The organism is Streptomyces sp. NPDC006643, from assembly GCF_042870175.1.
Classification (GTDB): Bacteria; Actinomycetota; Actinomycetes; order Streptomycetales; family Streptomycetaceae; genus Streptomyces.
On record NZ_JBIAHA010000001.1, the window covers coordinates 216,463 to 237,617 of the forward strand.

At 70.1% G+C, this 21,155-nt stretch carries 21 protein-coding genes and 1 tRNA gene; 11 read left to right on the forward strand and 11 right to left on the reverse strand.

What is annotated here, in order from left to right; all coding sequences use genetic code 11:
• From ettA to ACFYNU_RS00885, 5 genes are all read right to left on the reverse strand, one after another.
• Positions 1–1,665 (reverse strand): energy-dependent translational throttle protein EttA, encoded by a 1,665-nt coding sequence (gene ettA, locus ACFYNU_RS00865; protein ID WP_356589891.1) that lies wholly within the window; start codon positions 1,663–1,665, stop codon positions 1–3.
• Between the two features lie 196 nt (positions 1,666–1,861).
• Positions 1,862–3,355 (reverse strand): Cys-Gln thioester bond-forming surface protein, encoded by a 1,494-nt coding sequence (locus ACFYNU_RS00870; RefSeq protein ID WP_356589889.1) that lies wholly within the window; start codon positions 3,353–3,355, stop codon positions 1,862–1,864.
• A 137-nt stretch (positions 3,356–3,492) separates the two neighbouring features.
• Positions 3,493–4,065: a single-stranded DNA-binding protein gene (locus ACFYNU_RS00875; protein WP_356589887.1), complete on the reverse strand. Its 573-nt coding sequence runs from the start codon at positions 4,063–4,065 to the stop codon at positions 3,493–3,495.
• Positions 4,066–4,267: 202 nt separating this feature from the next.
• The gene (locus ACFYNU_RS00880) at positions 4,268–6,121 is read right to left on the reverse strand and encodes a GTPase (protein ID WP_356589885.1); all 1,854 of its coding nucleotides are present in this window, start codon (positions 6,119–6,121) and stop codon (positions 4,268–4,270) included.
• Positions 6,122–6,126: 5 nt separating this feature from the next.
• The gene (locus ACFYNU_RS00885) at positions 6,127–7,719 is read right to left on the reverse strand and encodes a dynamin family protein (RefSeq protein WP_356590031.1); all 1,593 of its coding nucleotides are present in this window, start codon (positions 7,717–7,719) and stop codon (positions 6,127–6,129) included.
• A gap of 325 nt (positions 7,720–8,044) precedes the next feature.
• On the opposite strand from ACFYNU_RS00885, the gene ACFYNU_RS00890 reads away from it, so the two are divergent.
• The 3 genes from ACFYNU_RS00890 to ACFYNU_RS00900 all read left to right on the forward strand — a co-directional run bounded on the left by ACFYNU_RS00890 (position 8,045) and on the right by ACFYNU_RS00900 (position 9,791).
• Positions 8,045–8,117: transfer RNA gene (locus ACFYNU_RS00890), tRNA-Arg, on the forward strand.
• Between the two features lie 793 nt (positions 8,118–8,910).
• Complete coding sequence (locus ACFYNU_RS00895) at positions 8,911–9,276, forward strand: hypothetical protein (RefSeq protein ID WP_356589883.1); 366 nt, start codon at positions 8,911–8,913, stop codon at positions 9,274–9,276.
• A gap of 65 nt (positions 9,277–9,341) precedes the next feature.
• Positions 9,342–9,791, forward strand: coding sequence for a hypothetical protein (locus ACFYNU_RS00900; protein WP_356589881.1), 450 nt, complete (start codon positions 9,342–9,344; stop codon positions 9,789–9,791).
• 281 nt (positions 9,792–10,072) lie between these two features.
• Here the strand turns inward: ACFYNU_RS00900 and ACFYNU_RS00905 are convergent, their stop codons facing one another.
• A complete protein-coding gene (locus ACFYNU_RS00905) occupies positions 10,073–10,276 on the reverse strand; it encodes a hypothetical protein (RefSeq protein ID WP_356589879.1) in 204 nt (67 codons plus the stop codon).
• A 133-nt stretch (positions 10,277–10,409) separates the two neighbouring features.
• Between ACFYNU_RS00905 and ACFYNU_RS00910 the strand changes: the two genes are divergently transcribed.
• The 8 genes from ACFYNU_RS00910 to ACFYNU_RS00945 all read left to right on the forward strand — a co-directional run bounded on the left by ACFYNU_RS00910 (position 10,410) and on the right by ACFYNU_RS00945 (position 14,815).
• Positions 10,410–10,613 carry a hypothetical protein gene (locus tag ACFYNU_RS00910; RefSeq protein WP_356589877.1) on the forward strand — a complete coding sequence of 68 codons (204 nt, stop codon included), beginning with the start codon at positions 10,410–10,412 and terminating at the stop codon, positions 10,611–10,613.
• Complete coding sequence (locus ACFYNU_RS00915; RefSeq protein ID WP_356590029.1) at positions 10,577–10,975, forward strand: DUF6879 family protein; 399 nt, start codon at positions 10,577–10,579, stop codon at positions 10,973–10,975. Before ACFYNU_RS00910 ends, ACFYNU_RS00915 begins: the two co-directional genes overlap by 37 nt.
• Entirely contained in the window at positions 10,965–11,807 is an 843-nt protein-coding gene (locus tag ACFYNU_RS00920) for a helix-turn-helix transcriptional regulator (protein ID WP_356589875.1), read from the forward strand. Before ACFYNU_RS00915 ends, ACFYNU_RS00920 begins: the two co-directional genes overlap by 11 nt.
• A gap of 87 nt (positions 11,808–11,894) precedes the next feature.
• Positions 11,895–12,074, forward strand: a complete 180-nt coding sequence (locus tag ACFYNU_RS00925) for a hypothetical protein (RefSeq protein ID WP_356589873.1) — start codon at positions 11,895–11,897, stop codon at positions 12,072–12,074.
• 84 nt (positions 12,075–12,158) lie between these two features.
• Complete coding sequence (locus ACFYNU_RS00930) at positions 12,159–12,377, forward strand: hypothetical protein (protein WP_356589871.1); 219 nt, start codon at positions 12,159–12,161, stop codon at positions 12,375–12,377.
• On the forward strand, positions 12,374–12,550 hold the full coding sequence (locus ACFYNU_RS00935; RefSeq protein WP_356589869.1) for a hypothetical protein: 177 nt from the start codon (positions 12,374–12,376) through the stop codon (positions 12,548–12,550). Before ACFYNU_RS00930 ends, ACFYNU_RS00935 begins: the two co-directional genes overlap by 4 nt.
• A gap of 618 nt (positions 12,551–13,168) precedes the next feature.
• The gene (locus tag ACFYNU_RS00940) at positions 13,169–13,981 is read left to right on the forward strand and encodes an AfsR/SARP family transcriptional regulator (RefSeq protein WP_356589867.1); all 813 of its coding nucleotides are present in this window, start codon (positions 13,169–13,171) and stop codon (positions 13,979–13,981) included.
• Between the two features lie 207 nt (positions 13,982–14,188).
• On the forward strand, positions 14,189–14,815 hold the full coding sequence (locus tag ACFYNU_RS00945) for an NADH oxidase (protein WP_356589865.1): 627 nt from the start codon (positions 14,189–14,191) through the stop codon (positions 14,813–14,815).
• Between the two features lie 61 nt (positions 14,816–14,876).
• Here the strand turns inward: ACFYNU_RS00945 and ACFYNU_RS00950 are convergent, their stop codons facing one another.
• From ACFYNU_RS00950 to ACFYNU_RS00970, 5 genes are all read right to left on the reverse strand, one after another.
• Positions 14,877–15,491 carry a response regulator transcription factor gene (locus ACFYNU_RS00950; RefSeq protein WP_356589863.1) on the reverse strand — a complete coding sequence of 205 codons (615 nt, stop codon included), beginning with the start codon at positions 15,489–15,491 and terminating at the stop codon, positions 14,877–14,879.
• Between the two features lie 62 nt (positions 15,492–15,553).
• Positions 15,554–16,693, reverse strand: coding sequence for a histidine kinase (locus ACFYNU_RS00955; protein WP_356589861.1), 1,140 nt, complete (start codon positions 16,691–16,693; stop codon positions 15,554–15,556).
• A 251-nt stretch (positions 16,694–16,944) separates the two neighbouring features.
• Positions 16,945–17,697 (reverse strand): response regulator transcription factor, encoded by a 753-nt coding sequence (locus tag ACFYNU_RS00960; protein ID WP_356589859.1) that lies wholly within the window; start codon positions 17,695–17,697, stop codon positions 16,945–16,947.
• Between the two features lies 1 nt (position 17,698).
• The gene (locus ACFYNU_RS00965) at positions 17,699–18,880 is read right to left on the reverse strand and encodes a sensor histidine kinase (RefSeq protein ID WP_356589857.1); all 1,182 of its coding nucleotides are present in this window, start codon (positions 18,878–18,880) and stop codon (positions 17,699–17,701) included.
• A gap of 4 nt (positions 18,881–18,884) precedes the next feature.
• The gene (locus ACFYNU_RS00970; RefSeq protein WP_356589855.1) at positions 18,885–21,104 is read right to left on the reverse strand and encodes an MMPL family transporter; all 2,220 of its coding nucleotides are present in this window, start codon (positions 21,102–21,104) and stop codon (positions 18,885–18,887) included.
• Between the last annotated feature and the right edge of the window lie 51 nt (positions 21,105–21,155).

Genomic DNA, 21,155 nt, shown 5'->3' on the forward strand with positions numbered 1-21,155 from the left:
TCAGCCTCGCGTCAGCTTCTTGTAGGTGGCGCGGTGCGGCCGGGCGGCGTCGGCGCCGAGCCGCTCCACCTTGTTCTTCTCGTACGACTCGAAGTTGCCCTCGAACCAGAACCACTTGGACTCGCCCTCGTACGCCAGGATGTGCGTGGCGACGCGGTCGAGGAACCAGCGGTCGTGAGAGATGATCACGGCCGCGCCGGAGAACTCCAGCAGCGCGTTCTCCAGCGACGACAGGGTCTCGACGTCCAGGTCGTTGGTCGGTTCGTCGAGGAGCAGCAGGTTGCCGCCCTGCTTGAGCGTCAGCGCCAGGTTGAGGCGGTTGCGCTCACCGCCGGACAGGACACCGGCCGGCTTCTGCTGGTCGGGGCCCTTGAAGCCGAACGCGGAGACGTACGCCCGCGAAGGCATCTCGACATGGCCGACGTTGATGTAGTCCAGCTCGTCGGAGACGACGGCCCACAGCGACTTCTTGGGGTCGATGTTGGCGCGGCCCTGGTCGACGTAGCTGATCGCGACGGTCTCGCCGACCTTGATCTCGCCGGAGTCCGGCTGCTCCAGGCCCTGGATCATCTTGAACAGCGTGGTCTTGCCCGCGCCGTTGGGGCCGATGACGCCGACGATGCCGTTGCGCGGGAGCGAGAACGACAGGTCGTCGATGAGGACCTTGTCGCCGAACGCCTTGGAGAGCTTCTCCACCTCGACCACGACATTGCCGAGCCGCGGCCCCGGCGGGATCTGGATCTCCTCGAAGTCCAGCTTCCGCATCTTGTCCGCCTCGGCGGCCATCTCCTCGTAACGGGCCAGCCTGGCCTTGGACTTGGCCTGGCGCCCCTTCGCGTTGGAGCGGACCCATTCGAGTTCGTCCTTGAGCCGCTTCGCGCGCTTGACGTCCTTCTGGCCCTCGACCTTGAGACGTGCCTGCTTGGTCTCCAGGTACTTGGAGTAGTTGCCCTCGTAGCCGTGCAGCCGGCCGCGGTCGACCTCGCAGATCCAGCCGGCCACGTTGTCGAGGAAGTACCGGTCGTGAGTGACGGCGACGACGGTGCCGGGGTACTTCGCGAGGTGCTGCTCCAGCCACTGCACGGACTCGGCGTCCAGGTGGTTGGTGGGCTCGTCGAGCAGCAGCAGGTCGGGCGCTTCGAGCAGCAGCTTGCAGAGCGCGACACGGCGGCGCTCACCACCGGACAGGGTGGTGACCGCCCAGTCGCCGGGCGGGCAGCCCAGCGCGTCCATGGCCTGCTCCAGCTGGGTGTCCAGGTCCCACGCGTTGGCGTGGTCCAGGTCCTCCTGGAGCTTGCCCATCTCGTCCATCAGGGCGTCGGAGTAGTCGGTCGCCATCAGTTCGGCGACCTCGTTGAACCTCTTCAGCTTGCCCATGGTCTCGGCGGCGCCGTCCTGGACGTTCTCCAGGACGGTCTTGGTCTCGTCCAGCGGCGGCTCCTGGAGGAGCATCCCGACCGAGTACCCGGGCGTCAGGAACGCCTCACCGTTGGACGGCTGCTCCAGCCCGGCCATGATCTTCAGCACGGTGGACTTACCGGCGCCGTTGGGGCCGACCACACCGATCTTCGCGCCGGGCAGGAAGCTCTGCGTCACGTCATCGAGGATGACCTTGTCGCCGTGCGCCTTGCGCGTCTTGCGCATCGTGTAGATGTACTCAGCCAAGAGAAACCGTCCGGCAGATCGAGAAGGGCCAATGTGCGGCTCCACCGCGTGAGGGCAGATGGAACCATCTTGCCGCACGTCCCTCCCTGGGGAGAAACCGGTTGTCCAGGCCTCGGACAGACCGTCCCGGCCCGCGCGGTCCGCGCGGGCCGGCGCCGTGCCGGTCAGAGGCCGTGAGGGGCCGTGAGGGGCCCGGTCAGTCCTCGGTGGAGGGGTCGTTCTTCTTACGGAAGAAGAAGACCGCCGCGCCGCCTATCAGGACCAGCCCGATCGCGACGCCCCCGATGATCGGGGTGGCGTTGGACGTGCCCGTCTCGGCCAGGTCGAGACCGTCCGTGCCCACGCCGCCCCCCGCCGTGGCGGGTGCCAGCTGGGTGGTGGTCTCGTCGGCCGGCGGGCCGGGGTTCCCGGTCGTGCGGCAGTCGAGAACGCCCTGGAAGTTCTTGGTGAGGCCACCGGGTCCGGTGATCGTGAAGTCGTACGCCTGGTCCTCGGCGACCGCCACCGTGACCGTCCTGGACTTGCCGGCCTCGACCGCGTACTGCTGACCGGCGAGCGTGAAGGAGAACGGCTCGTCGCCCGTGTTGGCCGCGGTGACGTCCACCCCGCCCTTCGCGCAGTTCTTCTCGGCGGTGATCGCCGGTATCGCGCCCTTCGCGGCCCAGGTGGCGGTGGCCGCCGCCGAGACCGTGGACTCGCTGGAGCCGGCCAGGATCTGTGTCTGGCTCTTGGTGACCCCGGCGAACGCCCTGCCCACCGGCACCGACGTGGTGGCCTGCACGCTCAGCGCGGCCGTGCCGTCGGCCGCGTTCTCAGGGACGTCGAAGTAGAGCCGTGTGCCGTCGGTCGCCTCGGTGACGGGCTCGCCGTCCTTGTCGGTGATCTCGATGCCCATCGCGGCGGCGTCGGCGGGCGGGGACACCGCGACACTGTCGGCGTCGGTACGGACGGTGACCGGGCCGATGCGCTCGCCGCTCCGCCCGGAGACCGCGCCGGGCTCCAGGGTGAGCGAGGCCTTGGGCTCACCGACATGGTCGGCGCCGCGCTCCAGCCAGTCGGCCAGCTTCTCGGCCTGCGGGTCCACGGCGTCGACGTCCGCGTTGTCGGAGTGGCGCCAGATGGCGACCTGCGTACCGGCGGCGGCGGTCTGCGCGGTGAGCGGCCCGGTGTCGGCGTCCTCGGCGAGCGCCGCGAGGTCGTCGACCTGGGGGTAGGAGTTCTGGAGGATCCAGCGGATCTTCCCGGCGTTCTTGTTCGCGCCGAGCGAGGTCTGCGCCCAGGGGGTCTCCAGATATTTCGCCTGGTCCTGGGTGGGGTTGTGGATGTCGATGCAGTACGTCTTGAGCTTGCCGCCGCCGTCGACGGTCATCTCGAAGAGCCCGGCGGGCAGTTCACGCTTCTCGCCGTCGGTGGTGAGCACCGCCTTGTCGAACGTCATGAGGCCGTCGAGCGTGGCGGCGGCGCCGCCCCGGTGCTGGAGCGTGTCGTCGGCCACGGCCGCACCCGCGCCGGCCAGGGAGCCCGCGACGACAAGACCCGAGACGGCCAGCGAGGCGGCGAGACGGGCGGCGCCCCGCCTTCGAGCGGTTGGAGCAAAGAACGCAGACAACACAGATTTATCCCTCCGGGCGAGGTCCTCCGCTTGGGACGCGTGGGGGGATTGCCTCGCCAGCAGACTCAAGTGCCCCATGAGTACTCGGGAATCCTATGGATGGAGGAGACCGCCGATGCCCGTTCGTGCGTTCCGATAACCGTTCCGAATCGGAATCGTTACCGCTCACACCTTCGAAGTCGTTCGACTATCGACAAATCTCCACAACTCCCCGGTCAGAGCGGTCCGGTCGGCCCGGCGACCGCCCCGGCCGGCGCCGGTGACTCGTCCTGTTCGGACAGCCACGGTTGCGTATGCACCGGTTTGCCGACCGCGCCCGTACTCGTACTCGTACTGGCTCCCGCACCGGAGCCGGAGCCGGAGCCGGCGGCCTTCGCGGCCGACGTCGCCGCCAACAGATCCGCCGGACGCTCCGTCAGCGCCGGGTTCGCCCGCGCCACCCGCTTGAACGCCGAGGTCCCCCACGTCAGATCGTGACCGATCGACACCGCGTCGATGTCCACGAACGTCCTGCGCTGCCCGTCGATCGCCTCGTCCCGCACCCGCAGCCTGCCGTGCACGACCAGCGGATCACCCACATTGACCGAGGCGGTGAGATTCGCCCCCAGACTCCGCCACGCGCAGACGGTGTAGAAGCTCGTACCCCCGTCCGTCCAGACCGAATTGCGGCGGTCCCAGCGGCGCGGGGTCACCGCGAATCTGAACCGCGCCACCCCACCCGTCGGTGTCTCCCGGTAGTCCACCCCCGTCGCCGCGTTTCCCACCAGCGTCACCATGGTGTCGTTCATGACAGCCCCCGATTCCCCGTTTTCCCGATCTCCCGGCCCCGTCGGCCGACCACTCCCTCATGCTGGACCCGGAAAGAAATCCCCGCCGACGCCTGTGGATTACTCGCCGGTTGTGGACAACTCCGTCACCCGTACGTGGTCGCAACCCCAAGCCGCAAGCCCCAAGCCGCGAGCCCCGCCCCCACCTGCCGCCCCCGCGGAGCTATCTCGTCAGGCCGGACACCGTCGAGTACTGCTCCCGCACCTCCCGGTACCGCATCAGCTCCGCCGCGATCGGATCGAGCACCTTGGCCCGCCCGCACCCCGCCGCCGCCTCCCGCAACCGCCGCTCGGCGTCCTGCCCGTACCGTCTCGCCGGTCCCCGCGCCGCCGCCGCGCACGCCCACTCCACCAGCGGCCCGCCGATGATCCCGGCCAGCATCACCAGCACGGGCGGCACGATGCCGGGCTGGAGGACGCCGATGATCTGGCCGACCAGCCACAGCCCGCCGTAGATCTGAAGCAGTGTCATGGACGCCTGCGCGAGGACCGCCGCCGGCCACCACGCGGGGCGCGCGGGGCGCCCGCTCGGCGGCCCCGCCGTCACGGCCAGCTCGTCCAGCGCCTCCGGCAGCCCGACGGCGCCGCGGACCGCCGCCTCGCGCACCGCCTGCGCCCATGGCCTCGGCAGCCCGGCCGCCGCGTCCTCCGCGACCGTACGGACGGCCTGCTCGACCCGCTGCCGGGCGGTGAGTTCCTCCTCCACGATCACCTCGGCGCGCGGCGCGGTGCCACCGGGCGTCCGGGTCCGCTCGTACCAGCGCCACAGCCGCAGCCACGGCGTCCCGCACGCGCGTCCCGCGTTCCTGCGCCACTCGCGCTCGGCCGCCTCGCCGGTGGCCACCGCGCCGACCGCCCACGCGAGCCGTTCGCCGAACTCCTCGCGGGAGCGCTCGCCGAGGCCCGTGCGCCCGTCGGCGACGTACACCGACCGCAGCCGCCTCGCCGCCGCGTCCACGTCGGCCGACAGCCGCCGGGCCGCGGCGTTGCGCTCCTGCACGAACCGGCCGACCAACTCGCGCAGTTCGCCCACACCCTGGCCGGTGAGCGCGGAGATCGGCAGCACGGTGGCCCCCGGCTCGCCGTGCTCGCCGAGCGCCATGCCGTCCTCGTCCAGCAGTCTGCGCAGATCGTCCAGCACCTGGTCGGCGGCCTCGCCGGGCAGCCGGTCGATCTGGTTCAGCACGACGAAGGTGATCTCCGCGTGGCCGGCGAGAGGTCGCAGATAGCGCTCGTGGAGCGCGGCGTCCGCGTACTTCTCCGGGTCGACCACCCAGATGACCGCGTCGACCAGGGCCAGTACCCGGTCGACCTGGTCGCGGTGCGCCACGACGGCGGAGTCGTGGTCGGGCAGGTCGACCAGGACGAGACCCTTCAGCTCCTCGTCCCCGTCGCCGCCCGCGAGCGGCCTGCGACGCAGCCTCCCGGGGATGGCGAGCCGGTCGAGCAGCCCGGCGGCGCCCTCGGACCAGACGCAGGCGATGGGCGCGGACGTGGTCGGCCTGCGCAGTCCCGTCTCCGAGATCGGCACCTCCGCGAGGGCGTTGAACAGGGTCGACTTGCCGCTGCCGGTGGCACCCGCGATGGCCACGACGGTGTGCCGTGACGAGAGCCGCTGCCGGGTGGACGCCTCGTCCAGCACCCGTCCGGCCTCGGCGAGCGTGGTTCCCTCGATCCGGGTCCGCGACAGCCCCACCAACTCGCGCAGGGCGTCGAGCCGTACGCGCAGCGGTCCTTCGTAGGCGCCGCCGATGGGCTGGTGGAGGTCGGCCTGGTCCGCCGCCGTGCCGTCGGCGCCGTCGACCGCCGCCACCCCGACGGTGACGCCCGAGGCGCCGGCGGCCTTGCGGCCGGCCGCGTGCCGGGCGATAAGGCCGTCGTCCCAGCGCCGCCCCGCACCGTCCGCCTCGGCGTTCGCGCCGGCCACTCCTGTCGCGGGCGCCGCCCCGGTCCCGGCGGGCCCGCCGGGCCCGTCCGGCAGTGTCGTCACGTCCGTCACGTCCGTCGTGTCCGCCATCTCGGTCACATCTCCTTCTGAAGTACGGACAGCGCGGCGATGAGTTCCGCCTGCGGCTCCGGCGCCACGTCGAGCGCGTCCAGCGGAGCCAGCCGCCGGTCCCGTTCGAATTGCAGTACGTCGTCGATGTAGGTCGCCACCAGGTCGCCGCCCTTGTCGCGCAGCCGCAGCGCGCCCTGTGCCCCGATCCGCTCGGCGAGCCGCTCCCCCGCGACCCGGGTGCGGTGGCCGCCCAGCAGGGCGGCGGCCAGGAGCGCGGCGACCGTCTCGGCGTCGGGCGCCGCGTTGCGTTCGAGGAGCCGAACCTCCTCCTCGGCGAGTTCCTCCACGACCCGCCGCCAGCGCCGTACGGCCATCCCGATCCGCTCGGACACCTCCCGGTCGGGCCCCGGCGTCAGGACCGCCGCCGACGCCGGCTCGCGCCGCCACGCCTCGGCGACCCGCTCGTCGGCGGCGGCGACGGCGCACTGGAGGAGCGCGGCCAGGCTCTCGACCAGGGAGTCGAGCAGTTCGCGCGCCGAGCTGTCCCTCGGATGGCCGCGCCAGCGGGTCCGCGCGTCCCCGGCGAGCACGGCACCGGCCTTGACCCGCCCGCGTACCCGCTCACGCTCGGCGGCGTACGCCTCCTCGACGGCGCCCGTGAGACGTACGGCGGCGGCGTACTGCGCGGCGACGGCGCCCGCGAGTTCCGGCATCCGCACATTGAGCGAGCCGATGACGCCCGCCGCCGTACGGACGACGGCCTGCTGGCGGGCCGCCGGGTCCCGCACCCGGTGGGTCAGCCAGTCGAGCAGCGGCGCGACGGCGGTGGTGGGCAGCAGTCCGCTGCCGCCGCCCGCCGACTCGGGCAGTTCGGGGATGGTGAAGCGGGGTACGTCGCCCAGCCCCGCCTTGGTGAGCAGCGCCGCGTACTGGCGTGACACCTCGTCAATCACCTGGTGCGGCACCCGGTCCAGGACGGTCACGAGCGATGCGTCGTACTCCTTCGCCGTACGGAGCAGATGCCAGGGCACCGCGTCGGCGTAGCGCGTCGCGGTGGTCACCATCACCCACACGTCGGCCGCGCAGATCAACTCGGCGGCGAGCACGCGGTTCCTGACGACGAGCGAGTCGATGTCGGGCGCGTCCAGCAGCGCGAGGCCGCGGGGCAGTGCCACGGCGGTGTCGATACGCAGCGCGTGCTCGTCGTCCCCGCTCCAGGCCCCGGCCCCGCCGTCCTCCTCCTGCTGGGTCAGCCAGACGCGGGTCAGCTGCGGAAGGACCCGTACGCCGTCGAACCAGTGGCAGTCGTCGGGGTGGCACACCAGTACGGGGGTACGGGTGGTGGGCCGCAGCACGCCCGCTTCGCTGACCCGCCGCCCCACAAGGGAGTTGACGAGCGTCGACTTCCCCGCGCCGGTGGAACCGCCCACCACGGCGAGCAGCGGCGCTTCGGGGTCCCGGAGCCGCGGCACCAGATAGTCGTCGAGCTGCGCGAGGAGTTCCTCCCTGGTCTGCCGGGCACGCGGAGTCCCGTCGAGAGGGAGTGGAAGACGCACGGCGGCGACACGGTCGCGCAGCGCGGAAAGTGCGTCGATCAGCTGAGGCCGTACGTCCAAGGTCACCACATGCGAAGAATGCCCAACTTTGGCGCCTTTTTGAAGCGTATAGACATCTCCTGCGCGCCGGTCAGGCGCGGGGGACAGACGGGACGAGTGGGGCACAGGCATAACGAGTGCACAACACCCGTAGCTTCAGGCGCGAAAAGCACTGCGGGAATCGCACCTGCCTGCGATTATCGGTTCGCTTCACCGAACCTCCACATCGTGCCACGCAGGTGAAGCAACCGGGCCAGGGTGAACGGAGCCCTATCCTTGTCCCGGCACAGGTCACGGACCGCACGGAGCGCCCCTCGGCACTCCGGGCCACCGAGGCCACGTTTCGGCCCCCGTAGCTCAGTGGATAGAGCAGGCGCCTTCTAAGCGCTTGGCCGCAGGTTCGAGTCCTGCCGGGGGCGCACACATAGCCTCACCAGCGAAGACGCGGGTGAGGCCGCTCCATGTCCGACACCATGCCGAGGCCACCGCCCGGCAGGGCCACGGAGGACCGGGGCTGGCGGGAGGACGCGCCGCCGCCGGGCGGACCTCGGATACGGGCTGATGGCCTGCCTGTTGATGGCCGGGTTCGCGTTCCTGGTGATCCTGGTGCAGGGCATGTCGGACGACTTGCGTACGGCGAACGAGGCGCGGCATCAACTTGCGGCGCAGGTGCAGCGGCTCGGTGGGAAGCCGGTCGCGGGGCCGCCCGGGTCTCGCGGCGAGCCCGGTGTGGGTGCGGTCGGCCCGCGCGGTCCCACCGGGGAACAGGGCGAGCAGGGGCCGACAGGCCCGACCGGGCCGGAGGGCATGCCCGGTGACGACGGGGCAGACGGTTCTGGCGAGCCCGGGGAACCGGGGGCTCCCGGCCAGGACGGCGCGGCGGGGGTGGGTGAGCCGGGGCCATCTGGTCCGCAGGGTGAGCCCGGGCCGGCCGGGCCACCAGAGGCGGACAGCGCCGACGGGGCTGATGGCCGCGACGGGGCGGACGGGCAGACGTGCCCTGACGGTACTCGCTTCAGCCGCCACCGGGTGACCCGGACGGGCTGGTGTGCCGGCGGGACAGCGCGCCCGAACCGGGGCCGGAACCGCAGGCGCTAGGTCTGGACCCAACACGACGCCAGTACCCGTAGGTCACCGTTCCGCTACACCGCCTTCACGAGGGCTGCACGGGTCGGATGATGCTCCTCACGATCCATGCCCGTGGGGGGGACCATGCGTACAACCACCGCAGCGATAGGCGTCGTTCTGCTGCTCGCCACACTCACCGCCTGCTCCAGCTCGGATGGCAGGGAACCGGCAAAAGTCACGGTAACGGTGACGAAGACTCCGGAACTGTCGACCGAGGAGGCGCGCGCGGCATGCGTAAAGGCGTGGGCCGACACCATCAGCGCCCGCCCCTCGGACTGGGATTCGGAGGTGGACAGCGATCCGGAGCCGGAAGCGTGCAAGGGGTTGCCGGAGAGTGACTACACCGATCGCTACTTCGAGGGATTGCAGCAGTCGAACAAGGAAGCGCGGGACGAGCTGGGTGAGTGCCTGGACGATCCGGCGTGCACGAGTTTCCCCCTGGAGCCGTAACACGAAGCCCCAGCGTTGTCAGTCGCTGGCCGTAGTCTCGCTTCAGGGCGATCGAGTGAGGTGCCATGCCTGAGATCACCGAGAGAATGTGCGGCAACTGCGGCCAACGCTGTCGACGCGGTTGGTTGCGAGTTCACGAGCAGGGCGACGCCAGAGCACCTGGGGCGAACAAAGGGCCGCAGCACGAAACCGTCTACTGCTCTGAGAAGTGCCTCCGTACTCAACTTTTCCACGCCGCAGGCAACACGCAACTGATCGTGGAGCAGCAGCGCGAAATCGACAGGCTCAAATCAGCGCTCCGCAACCGACGGCAACATGAGCAGTGGACTGAAGACCAACAGCGGGGGGCCGAAAACGTCTTGCGGGCCATCGCGACTCAAGCTGAGATCATCGCCGGGGTCGCTAATGGCCGAGCGGTCCAGCCGGGCAGCGAAGAAGCCGAACGTTTCGGCGTTGCCGCCCACAACATCCTCAAGATCCTTGGCTCGCATCCTGCACGGCCGTGTCAAGACTGACCCTCTGCGAAGGCGCCCACCCCCTGTTCCGGCTCAGGCCGGAGCAGGGGGTGCCTTTGTCGTGCGTGCTATCAGGCGAGTTGGCGGGCTCGCTTCTCCGCGCGTGCAACCAGTTCCCGCGACTCCTCGGAGCGGCAGTCCACGCTGTGGGTGTCCAGTGGGGTCAGGCGTCGGGGTGCCGTACGACGGTAACTGCGGCGCGCTCCAGGGCGATCAACTCGTCGGTGAGTTCGATCTTCGCCACTGTCACGACTCCTTCGGTAGGCCGTCAGCAATCTCGTTCATGCGCCTTCCCCTTCTGCGCCCTTCAGTAGGCCCCGCAGGTACTCGGGTGTCCAGCCGGTGATGTGGACGACGGCAGCTTGCGCGTCGGGCTGCTGGAGTGCTGCGACGGCTTCGGCCTGGAGGTCGGTGTGTGCGGCTTCGAGGGCCTGCTCGGCCTCTCTGTAGCGCTGGGCTGCGAGTTCGAGTTTCGCGGTGTCCATGCTCCGATCCTCCCACCCGCACCCTCGCCGATCTCTACGCCGCCGCCGGCCGCTGCGTGTTTCTCGAACCCACCGCTACCGTCACACCACACCCGCCACACACGGCCGGCCTCACGACCGAGAGGGGCATCCCATGACCCGCAAACTGCGGATGCTCGGAACCAACAGCAAGAGCGGTGAGTGCCCAACGCTGTACGAGGACGAGGCGACAGGCGAAATCCTGGTACAGGGATACACGGTCACCGACCCCGAGGTTCTCGCGACGAGAGCACCGAGGAGTACCAGCGGTTCCTCGCCGGAATCGATCCGCCGCGAGATAACGGCCCGTGGTTCGTGAACGTGCGCGAGCAGACAGCAACGGGCAAGCGGATCGAGCGAGTTCGCCTGGTTGACGAGCCGCCGACGGACGGGCAGAGGTACCTCCTGGCCACGACACCGGACAACCTCGCGGCCGGCGAGGACATCCGCTTCATGCTGCGATCGGACGCCGTACAGCACGGGCTGCCCGAGTTCGACTTCTGGCTGTTCGACTCCCGGGTCTTGGCCCGCTTCAACTGGGATGACGCCTCACGCCGCATGGAGCTGAGCACCACCCCAGAGGACGTCGTACGAGCGTGCCAGGCCCGCGACGCAGCCTGGCACCACGCCCGCACGCACAAGGATTTCACCGCGCGGGTACGTTCCGTGTGTGAGCACTGACTACCAGCAGGCCAGGGTCGCCCTCGGTGCGCGGCTGCGCGAGCTGCGCACCGAGGCGGGGCTCACTGTCCGCGGGCTCGCCGCGATGTGTGGGTGGGCCCCCTCGAAGGTCAGCAAGCTGGAGAACGGCAAGCAGACCGCTTCGATTGCGGACCTGGAAGCGTGGGCCACCGGCGTCGGCCGGCCCGAAGCTGCGGCCGAGCTGAAGGGCCGCCTCGCCGGGCTCGAATCGACGTACCGTTCGTGGCGTCGGCAGCTCGCCGGCGGCCACCGCGCGGTCCAGGACGCACTTGGCGCCCAGCATGAGAGGACCACGGTGCTCCGAGGCATCTCCGCGTCCGTCGTTCCGGGGATCTTCCAGACCCCGGAGTACGCGCGCGCCGTGCTGACCAGCTACGCCGAACTGCACAGCGCCGTACGGGATGTCGAGGGCGGCGTGGCGTCCCGCATGCGCCGTCAGGAGGGCCTGTACGCGCGCGGCAAGCAGTACAAGGTGCTCCTCTGGGAATCGGCGCTCCACGTGCGTATCTGCTCGCCGATGGTCCTCGCTGACCAGTTGGACCGGCTGATGTCCGTGAACGGGCTGTCGACCGTGGAGCTGGGCATCGTGCCCCTGGGGGCGACCGTACGAATCGCGGCGGGTGACGACTTCTGGATCCACGACGACCGCCTGGTCGTCGCCGAGACCTGGCACGCCGAGATGTGGCTGGACTCCCCGGAGGACATCGCCCTGTACCGGAAGGTCTGGGACACGCTCGCCTCAAGCGCGGTCAGCGGACGAGACGCTCACCGGATAATCGCCCGCGCCAGGACGGCCGTTACCCCCGCCTGAGCAACACGTGGCAACACGAGACTCGAAGTGAGAAACATCGCGAAACACGCCTGATCCTGAGAAACAGTCAGTCGTACGGTCACGGACATGGCTACCGCGACCAGCACATTCACCCCTGCTGCTGAGCCTGCCCCCGAGGTCTACTACCGGGGCTGGGGCTGGCCCGCCTCCCGGCTGCGGCCCCTGGACGTGAGCCCGGCCGAGGAGACGCTCTTAGCCTCCCGCCTGACCGCGTTCACCCGCCTCGTGCAGAGGACCGGGCGGTGAGCGCGCCGCCCGAGGGGGCGCTCGTCGAGCTGCCGCCCGTGGAGTCCCTGACGGAGCGCCAGCAGCGCGGCGTGGACTGCGTCGGTGCGCTCGCGGCCGTCGGGCGCCCCGTACCGGCAGCGCGTCACCGTCACTGGGGTCGCCGAGGTGGACGCGATTGACGGCGTGTTCCCGCGTACGGATCCGTGGCAGGCGCTCCTGGCCCACGCGGACTCGTGCACCACGTGCGCCCTGCGTACGGACGGCAGTTACTGCCAGGGGGCGGCACGCCTGGTGCGTGAGGAGAGGGGGAGCAGACGATGACGCGACTGCCGGGCATGCCCGCCGAGCGGGTGCACATCCCGGGGCTGTGCTGGATCCCCCGGCCGGGCACGGATTCAGTGCAGCGCTGCATTGAAGGCGCTGACCATGCCGGCCTGCACTACGACTGCTACACCCGTGACGAGTGGCCACGCCGCGCGAGCGAGACGCAGTGACCGAACAGCGTGGCTGCCTGACCGTGTTGGCCATACCGTCGTGCTTCGGATTCCTCGCGGTGATCGGGCTGCTGCTCGGCGGGTGCGCGCGCTCTGAGGCTCCCTCGTCCGTGTCGCGGCGGCGCCGCGGGCGGGGGATCAGGCGGTCCCGGTCGGTGCGTCCCCCGTCGGCGGCCCGGGGCTTACTCCTCGCGTACCCGCTCGGACGGCGGTGACGGTGGCGGCACCCGGCCACGCTGGAGTGATCATGATCAGACTAGCCGTCAGCCCATGTGGCGGGCGATGGAGCTGCGGCAGGCCATCTCGCGCGAGGCAGGCCGCTCCATCTCCAGCACCACACCGAGGCCACCGCCGCCATCCCCGGAGCCGCGTCGGCGAAACCGCCACCGGCCGGGTCAACGGGTCGAACATTTCAGGGGCCTTCGGTGTGACCGGACGCCACGGAACCGCCGTGTTCGAAGAGTCTCGGCAAGCGGTGCCGGGCGCGGTTCCGCCTTCGGCGTATGACCTGCTCATGTTCCGGGCCTGGTGTATTCACGCGTACTCGTGGCGTCGTCACTACCGCCGGTCCCGCTCCGAATGCCAGGCTCGATGGCACTCGCGGTGGAAGGAATCAGCATGACGCGTCTGGAGATCGGGCTGCTAGGTCCACTCGTCGTCAAGGTGGACGGAATCACGATCGTGCCCAGTGCCACGAAGCAGCGGAAGCTGCTGGCCCTGCTCGCCGTCAGCGCGGGGCGGGAAGTGGGGATGTCGGCCATCGCCGAGGAGTTGTGGGCGGGACGGCCGCCGACCGGGCCGGCCGCGGCCGTGCAGACCTATGTGAAGCAGCTGCGGCAGCGCATCGCGGGCGCGGTGTCGCTCGCGCCGGGCGGCGGGGGCGCCGGGTCGAAGGAGATCCTCAGCCGTGACCACACCGGTTACCGGCTGGGCGCGCCCGACCTCTACGTGGACGCGCGGAACTTCGAGGCGATCGTGGCGCGGGCCACGCATCTGCTGGCTCGTGGCGACGACGAGGAGGCCACCCGGCTGCTCACCGACGGCCTCGCGATGTGGCGCGGGCGCGCCCTTGACGACGTACGCGAGGGCGGCGTCCTGCGTGCCGAGGCCCTGCGGCTGGACGAGATCCGGCTGGCCGCCGTGGAGGCCAGGATCGCGGCGGATCTGCGGCTCGGCCGGCACGCCCATGTCATCAGTGAACTGACCGCGCTGACTTGTCGTCATCCCTTGCAGGAGAATCTGCACGCCCAGCTGATGCTCGCGCTGTACCGCAGCGGTCGGACGTCCCAGGCTCTCAAGGTCTTCCGGCAACTGCGCGACGTCACCGTACGGGAGCTGGGGATCGAACCCTCCCGCCGGGTTCAGGAACTGCATCGCTGGGTCCTCACCTGCGACCCGATCCTGGACGCGCCGGTGCCCAGCCTCGCCTAGGGGGTGTCTTGTCGATCAGGCCGGATCAGTGAGCGGGGTCCGGTGCTGTGGATCGCAAGGCGGAGGAGGGAGGCATGGCGGAGCCATGCCGACCGACGACAACGCGGCGAGGCGCGGCACCGGGGCACGCGAGCCCGGCCTGATCGACAAGACACCCCCTAGGCGAGGCTGGGCACCGGACCTGGTTCTCAGATCGAAAGGCACGACATGCGCCCCTTGTCCCCGGGGATCGCCACCCTCCACCTCTGGTCACTGTCCGAGGACGTCGTACTTCATCGCACCGCTCGCGATGACCGGTTGATCCTCTCCAGCCCCTGGGGCGTGAACCGGCTGGAACGGCCGGGCCCCCTCGTACTCGAAGCGCTCCGGCGCATGGAACTCGGCCCCGTCCTGCTCGCCAACGCGCTGCCCGGGCATCCCGACGACCGCCCGAAGGACGACACGCCCGCGATACTCGTGCCGGTGCTCACCGGCCTCTCCCATCTGATCGTGCGCACGCTCGGCGTGGACGACCTGGGCGGTCCGCTGCTGTCCGTGTTCCCCGTCGAACCCGCGGCCCGTTTCACGCTGGTACGGCTCACCGGCGGCAAGCCGATGCGTCTGCCGGACACCGCCGTCCTGACGTCGCTCCCGTCCGGATTCTCGCTGGAGGCCACGACCTCCGCGCACCGCGTCGTACTGCACAGGCCGGAGGCCGCCATGGTGGTGGCGCTCCTCGCCTGGCCCGTCACCCACGAGGCGGCCTCGGCCGCCCTGCCCCTGCCGCCCCAGGTGACGGAGGCCGTCCTGTGCTATCTGGCCGCCGCCGGGATGGCGGTCTGGGCGGACGGCTGAGGACCGGAAGCCGACCGGGAGCCGAGACCCGAGAACCGAGAGCCCGAAGGCCGAGCCGCCGTCAGAGCAGCCAGCCGGCGTCCCGCGCGAGACGGATGGCGTCGATGCGGTTGCGGGCGTTGAGCTTCGAAACGATGGTCGTGAGGTAGTTGCGTACGGTGCCCGACGACAGATGCAGCTCCGCCGCGATCTCGACCGCCTCCAGACCCTCGGCGGTGAGCCGCAGCACCTCCGTCTCCCGCTCCGTCAGCGGGTTCTGCGCGCTGTTCCACGAGGCGAGGGCCAGCCGTGAGTCGATGACGCGGTGGCCCGCGACGACCCGCCGGATCGCGTGCGCCAGCTCCGTCGGCGACTCGTCCTTCAGGAGATAGCCCGACACTCCCGCCGTCAGGGCCCGTTGGAGTACGCCGGGCCTGCCGAGGCTGGTGAGCATCAACGTCCGGCAGTCCGGCAGCTGTTCGTGGATCTGGACGGCGGCGCTCAGCCCGTCGAGTCCCGGCAGGTCGATGTCGATGAGGGCGACATCGGGCTTGACCGTCAGCGCCGTCTCAAGGATCTTGTCGCCCCGCTCCAGCTCGGCGACGACCTCGATGTCGCTCTCCAGATTCAGCAGCGCGACGAGCGCGCCCCGGACCATGTTCATGTCCTCGGCCAGCAATATTCGGATCACTGCCATGCCCCCATGCAGTTGCGATCGAACAACCCGGAGCCTATCAACCGGCCCGCACAGCGTCGGAATCAGGCCGCCGTCCGATTCCCGTCCTGCCGCTGCGAGGCGCCTTCGGCTCCGCCGAGGGGGGCCGACGCCGTCAGCCGGAATCGCGCGTCGCCGCGCTGCTCCACGACCAGCGTGCCGTTCACCGCGCTCAGCCGGCGGCCCAGATTCCCGAGGCCGGAACCGCTGTGCGGCGACGGATCGCGGTAGCCGGGCCGTACACCGTCGTTGCTCACCGAGAGCGTCATCAGCTCACCGTCCCGGTCGGCGACGATCTCGCAGTGCGAGGCATGGCTGTGCCGCAGCACATTGGTGACCGCCTCACGCAGCACGGTCGCGAAGACGGTGTCCAGGTCCTGGCTCACCGCGCCGATCCGCATCCGGACGCTGACCCGTACATCGGCGGAGTTCAGCACCGACTCCGCCGAACCGATCTCGTCCCGCAGGGACATGTCGCGATATCCGCTCGCGACCCCGCGGACGTCGGCGAGCGACTGCCGCGACATCGCCAGGACGTCCTCCACCTCCGTCTTCGCCCGCGCCGGGTGGGCCGGGAGCAGCCGGTGGATCAACTCGCCCTTGAGCGTGATCGCGGAGAGGCTGTAGCCGAGCAGATCGTGCAGGTCGCGCGCGAAGCGCAGGCGCTCCTTCGTCACCGCCACCCGCGTCAGTTCGCCCCGGGTCTCGTGCAGCATGTGAATCACGTCCACGAGCCGCGTCAGACCGTAGACGACGACCCCGGTGAGGAGCGTCGACTGTACGAAGTAGAACGTGTCGACCACCGAGCGTTCGGTGAGGATCGGCGGTACGAGCATGCTGGCCCCCACCGCCCCGTACATGATCCAGGCCGACTTCGTGGGAAGCAGCAGCAGGAGCGACCCGGCCAGGAATCCGGCCATCGAGCCCCACTGGGACTTGAACACGAGAAGCGGCAGATAGGTGAACAGGGCCTGGATGCCGAGCGTGAGGATCTTCCGGCGCACGGCGACCGTGCTCGCGCCCGGTCTGGAATGCACCAGTTGCAGCGCGAAGATGACGAAGAGACCGATCAGTGCGGCGGCTTCCTCTTCCGCCGACGTGTGGGCACTGAGGATGTTGAGCATGGTGATGCTGACGTAGCAGAGCAGTGCGGCGAGCAGGATCACCCGGCCCAGGCGGGGCACGGGCAGCTGATGACCGGCGTCCGGAGGATGTGCGCTCCCCTCCTCGCGCCGTTCTTCCGATTCGCGTAAAAACCTGCGGAACCGCGCCATCTCTTCCCCCATTTGTCACGATCACCTGCGCCCCCCTGCTCGGAGCATAAGCGAGGGACATGTGGATCACATAAGGGTGCGTTCCCAAAACAAACGCGTCACACCTGACCATCAACTCACAGGAGTTTCACAGGAAAACGTGCGGACCTGTTGCTTTCGGCTCAGCGGGTGGCATCCCTGGATGGCCGTACGAGCAGACCTCGCTCCAGGGCCACCATCACGGCGTGCGTACGGTCCTTCACGTCCAACTTGGCGAAGACCCGCAGCAGATGGGTCTTGACCGTGGCCTCGCCGATCACCAGACGCCGGCCGATGTCGGCGTTGGACAGGCCGTCGGCGACCGCGTTCAGTACGTCGATCTCCCGTCCGGTCAGGGCCACTTGGGTGGGCCGGCGCATCCGGGCGACCAGGCGTTCGGCGACCTTCGGGGCGAGGACCGTCTCGCCGCGGGCCGCCGCCCTGATGGCGTCGACGAGCTGTTCGCGGGTGGTGTCCTTGAGGAGATAGCCGATGGCTCCGGCCTCGACGGCGCGTTCGATCTCCACGTCAGTGTCGTACGTGGTGAGGATCAGCACCCGGGTCGCGGCGGGTCCCGCGATGATGCGTTCGGTCGCGGCTACACCGTCGAGCACGGGCATCCGCAGGTCGACCAGGGCGACATCGGGGGCGAGGGCCTCGACCAGCGCGACGGCCTCCCTGCCGTTGTCCGCCTCGCCGACGATGGTGATGGACGGCTCGGGCGCGAGGAGGGCGATGACTCCGGCGCGCATCACGGCGTGGTCGTCCACCACGATCACCCGGAGGCCATCGGTCTGTTCGGCCGGAGCGGCCGGAGCCGGCGAGGAACCCAGACCGGCCGGAGAAGTCGTAGCGGCCGGAGCGGCCGGAGCGCTGGAGGTGCTCGGATCGGACATGTCAGTCCTGACTGTTCGTGGGAATCATGGCTAGGACGCGGGTGCCGGCCCCGGGAGAGCTGGTGACGGTCAGCTCTCCGTCGAGTTCGGCGAGCCGCTTGCTCATACCGACCAGGCCGAAGCCCTGGGACTCCTCGACCAGGAAGCCCCGGCCGTCGTCGGTGATCTCCAGCTCTATGCCGTAGGGCAGTTCGGCCAGGACCATGCCCACCGTGGCCGCGCCCGAGTGCTTGCGCACATTGGCGAGGGACTCCTGGGCGCACCGCAGCAGGGCGATCCGGGTGGTCTGGTCGCACTCGACGTCCGCCAGCTCCGCGCTGACCGTGAGCCCGGTGTCCTGGACGAACCGGTCCAGTGTGCGGCGCAGGGTGGTGGCGACCGTCCCGGCGGCGACTCCGCTCTGCGGCGCGGAACCGACGAGCACCCGCGCCTCGGCGAAGTTCTCGCGGGCGGTCTGCGCGATGGACACGAGCTGTTGGTCGCAGCGCTCCGGCGCCTCGGTCAGACTGCCGCGGGCCGCCTCCGCGAGCACGAGGATGGAGGCGAAGCCCTGGGCGAGGGTGTCATGGATCTCGCGGGCGATCCGCTCCCGTTCGGCGGTGGCGCCCTGCTGCTGATACGCCTCCACCAAATGCCGCTGCGCCTCGTCGAGTTCGACCCGCAGCCGCTCGGTGCGCTCGTCGCTCTGCCCGACGAAGCGGTGCAGCCACAGCCCGAGGGCGGCCCCGCCGACACATCCCATGACTGTGAACACGACGTTTCCGGTGAGGAGTTGAGGACTCCACCCCTGTCGCAGGGTGCCGCCGGAGATCGCCGCCACCGCCCCGACCGCGCTCAGCACGATCGCGGAGCGCGGGCTGCGCGCGAAGGCCCAGAACTGCGGCAGGGAGACGATGTAGAAGGCGGCGGATCCGCCCAGGAGATACGAGAGCGCTCCGAGGAAGAGGGCGAGGACGAACAGATAGACCTCGGGGCGCAGGACCCGGTTCTTCGGCGCCGTCAGTACGAGCGCGTAGCAGCCGGAGATCAGGGCCAGCAGTCCCAACGACCAGTATTTCTTGGTGTCCTGGGCGTCCAGCACGGCGATGGCGGTGGGAGCCAGGCCGAAGACGATCCACGAGACGGTGTTCCAGAAGTGGAACCTGGGGGTGAAGGAACGGTCGTTGGGCTGCGGCCGGCTCATGGCGTCAGTTTACGTTTTGGAGCGGACGGTTCGCGGTGATCGCCTCGGCCGGCTTCGGCCCGGCGGCCATGCGCGACGGCCACCAGTTCGCCTCCCCGAGCAGCAGCATCAGGGCGGGGAGGATCAGCATCCGGATGACGAAGGCGTCGAGCAGGACGGCGACCGCGAGGACGAAGCCGATCTGCTTCATCTCGATCAGATGCAGGGCCGCGAAGCTCGCGAAGACCGTCACCATGACGACGGCCGCGCCGGTGACCACACCCGCCGAGCTGCTGATCCCGTCGAGCACCGCCTTGCGGGTGGGTACGCCGTTCATGGCGGCCTCCCTGATCCGGCTGATCACGAACACCTGGTAGTCCATCGACAGCCCGAAGAGGATGACGAAGAGGAACAGCGGCACCCGGGAGCCGATCGTGCCGGTGGAGGTGAAGTCGAGGAACCCTTCGGCCCAGGTGTTCTGGAAGAAGAGGACCAGGACGCCGATCGAGGCGGCGGCCGAGAGCAGGTTGAGCAGGATGCCGACGAGACCGAGGACCACGGAGCGGAAGGCCCACACCGTCATGGCGAAGGTGACGAGCAGCAGGGCGGCGATGATCAGCGGCAGCTTCTGCTTCTGATGGGTGGGGTAGTCGGTGTAGCGGGCGATGTCACCCGTCACGGCGGTCTGGGTGCCGGCGACCTTGCCGACCGTCTCGGGGAGGTAGGTGTCGCGGATGTCCTTGAGCGAGGACTGGGCCTGCTCGGTGTGCACGTAATGCGGCACCTGGATCTGGAGCATGCTGATCCGCTTGTCCTCGGAGATGGACAGCTTCGGGGTGCCGACGATCCGCGGGTCGCCCTCGATGTCCCCGGCGAGCGTGCGCAGCGCGGCGGTCACCTCCGGCGAGCGCTCGGCATCCGCGCGTACCAGGATCTGGTGCATGGACTTCAGGTCGGGGTAGGCCGCGTTGAGGCGGTCGAAGGTCTGCATGGCGACGATGTCGCGCGAGTGGGTGTCGCGGCCCATGTCGGTCAGCTTCATCCCCAGCGCCGGGGCGGCCAGGGCCAGCATCGCCACGAGGGTGACGGTCAGCGCGGCGGCGGGGTGCTTGGCGACGGGGCGCAGTACGGCGGCGGTGAACCGGCCTCCGCCGGGCTTGCGCTCCTTGGCCGCGCGCGGGGACTCACCGCGGGCCGTCGCCTTCGCCTCCTTGCGTACGGCGCGCCGCTCCGCGCGCTGGACCAGCTTCACCAGCAGGGCGGGCAGCACGGTCAGCGAGCTGATGATGGCGACCAGGGTCACGACGATCGCGCCCACGGCGATCGAGGAGAAGATGACGTCGTCGGCGAGGAACAGCGTGGCGCTGGAGACGGCGACGGCGAGACCGGACAGGACGACCGCGCGGCCCGAGGTGGCGGCTGCCAGCTCCACCACGGCCTGCGGGGTGAGATGGCCGCCGGCCTTGGCGCGCTCCTCGCGCTCCCGCTTGAGATAGAAGAGCGTGTAGTCGACGCCCACGGCGAGACCGATGAGCAGGATCACGTTGGTGCCGACGCCGGCGTCGGGGAAGACGTGCGAGGCGAGTCCCGACAGTCCGATGGCCGCGGCGATCGAGGTGAGCGCGAGCAGCAGCGGTACGAGCGCCATCGCCAGGGAGCTGAAGACGACGAGCAGCGTGATCAGTGTGACGGGCAGGGCGATCATCTCGGTACGGGCGAGATCGTCGCCGCGCAGCTTCTCCACCCCCTTGCTGATGGAGGGGGATCCGGTCTCCTCCACCCGCAGGTCCGGGTTGGCCTTCTGGACCTCGGCGGTCTGCGCGAGGAGCGGGTCGACATGCTTCTTGCCGTCCAGCTCGGGGCCGTTCATGGTGATGTCGACACGTACGGCGCTGCCGTCGGCGGAGGTCACCGGTACGGCCACCGAGCGGACCTCGGGCAGGGCGCGCATCCGGGTCGCGACGTCCTTGGCGGCGGCGCCGGCGGCTGCCGGGTCGAGCCGGTCGCCGCCGGGACCGGCGGTGATCAGCACACGCTCGACGGGGCGCTGCTGGAGGCCGCCCTCGGCCGCCAGCGCCTCGCCACGGCCGGCCTCGCCGACCCGGTAGTCCTCCGTGGCGGCCTGGTTGGTGCCCGCCGCGATACCGGCGCCCAGGCACAGGACCACGAAGAGGAGCCAGCCGACGATCGCGCGCCAGGGGTGTCCGGCGCTCCAACGAGCCATACGTACCAGTGAATTCGTCATGCGTTCATGCTGATCGGCGGGGGTGTGCCGCCGACAGCCTCACCCGGTTGA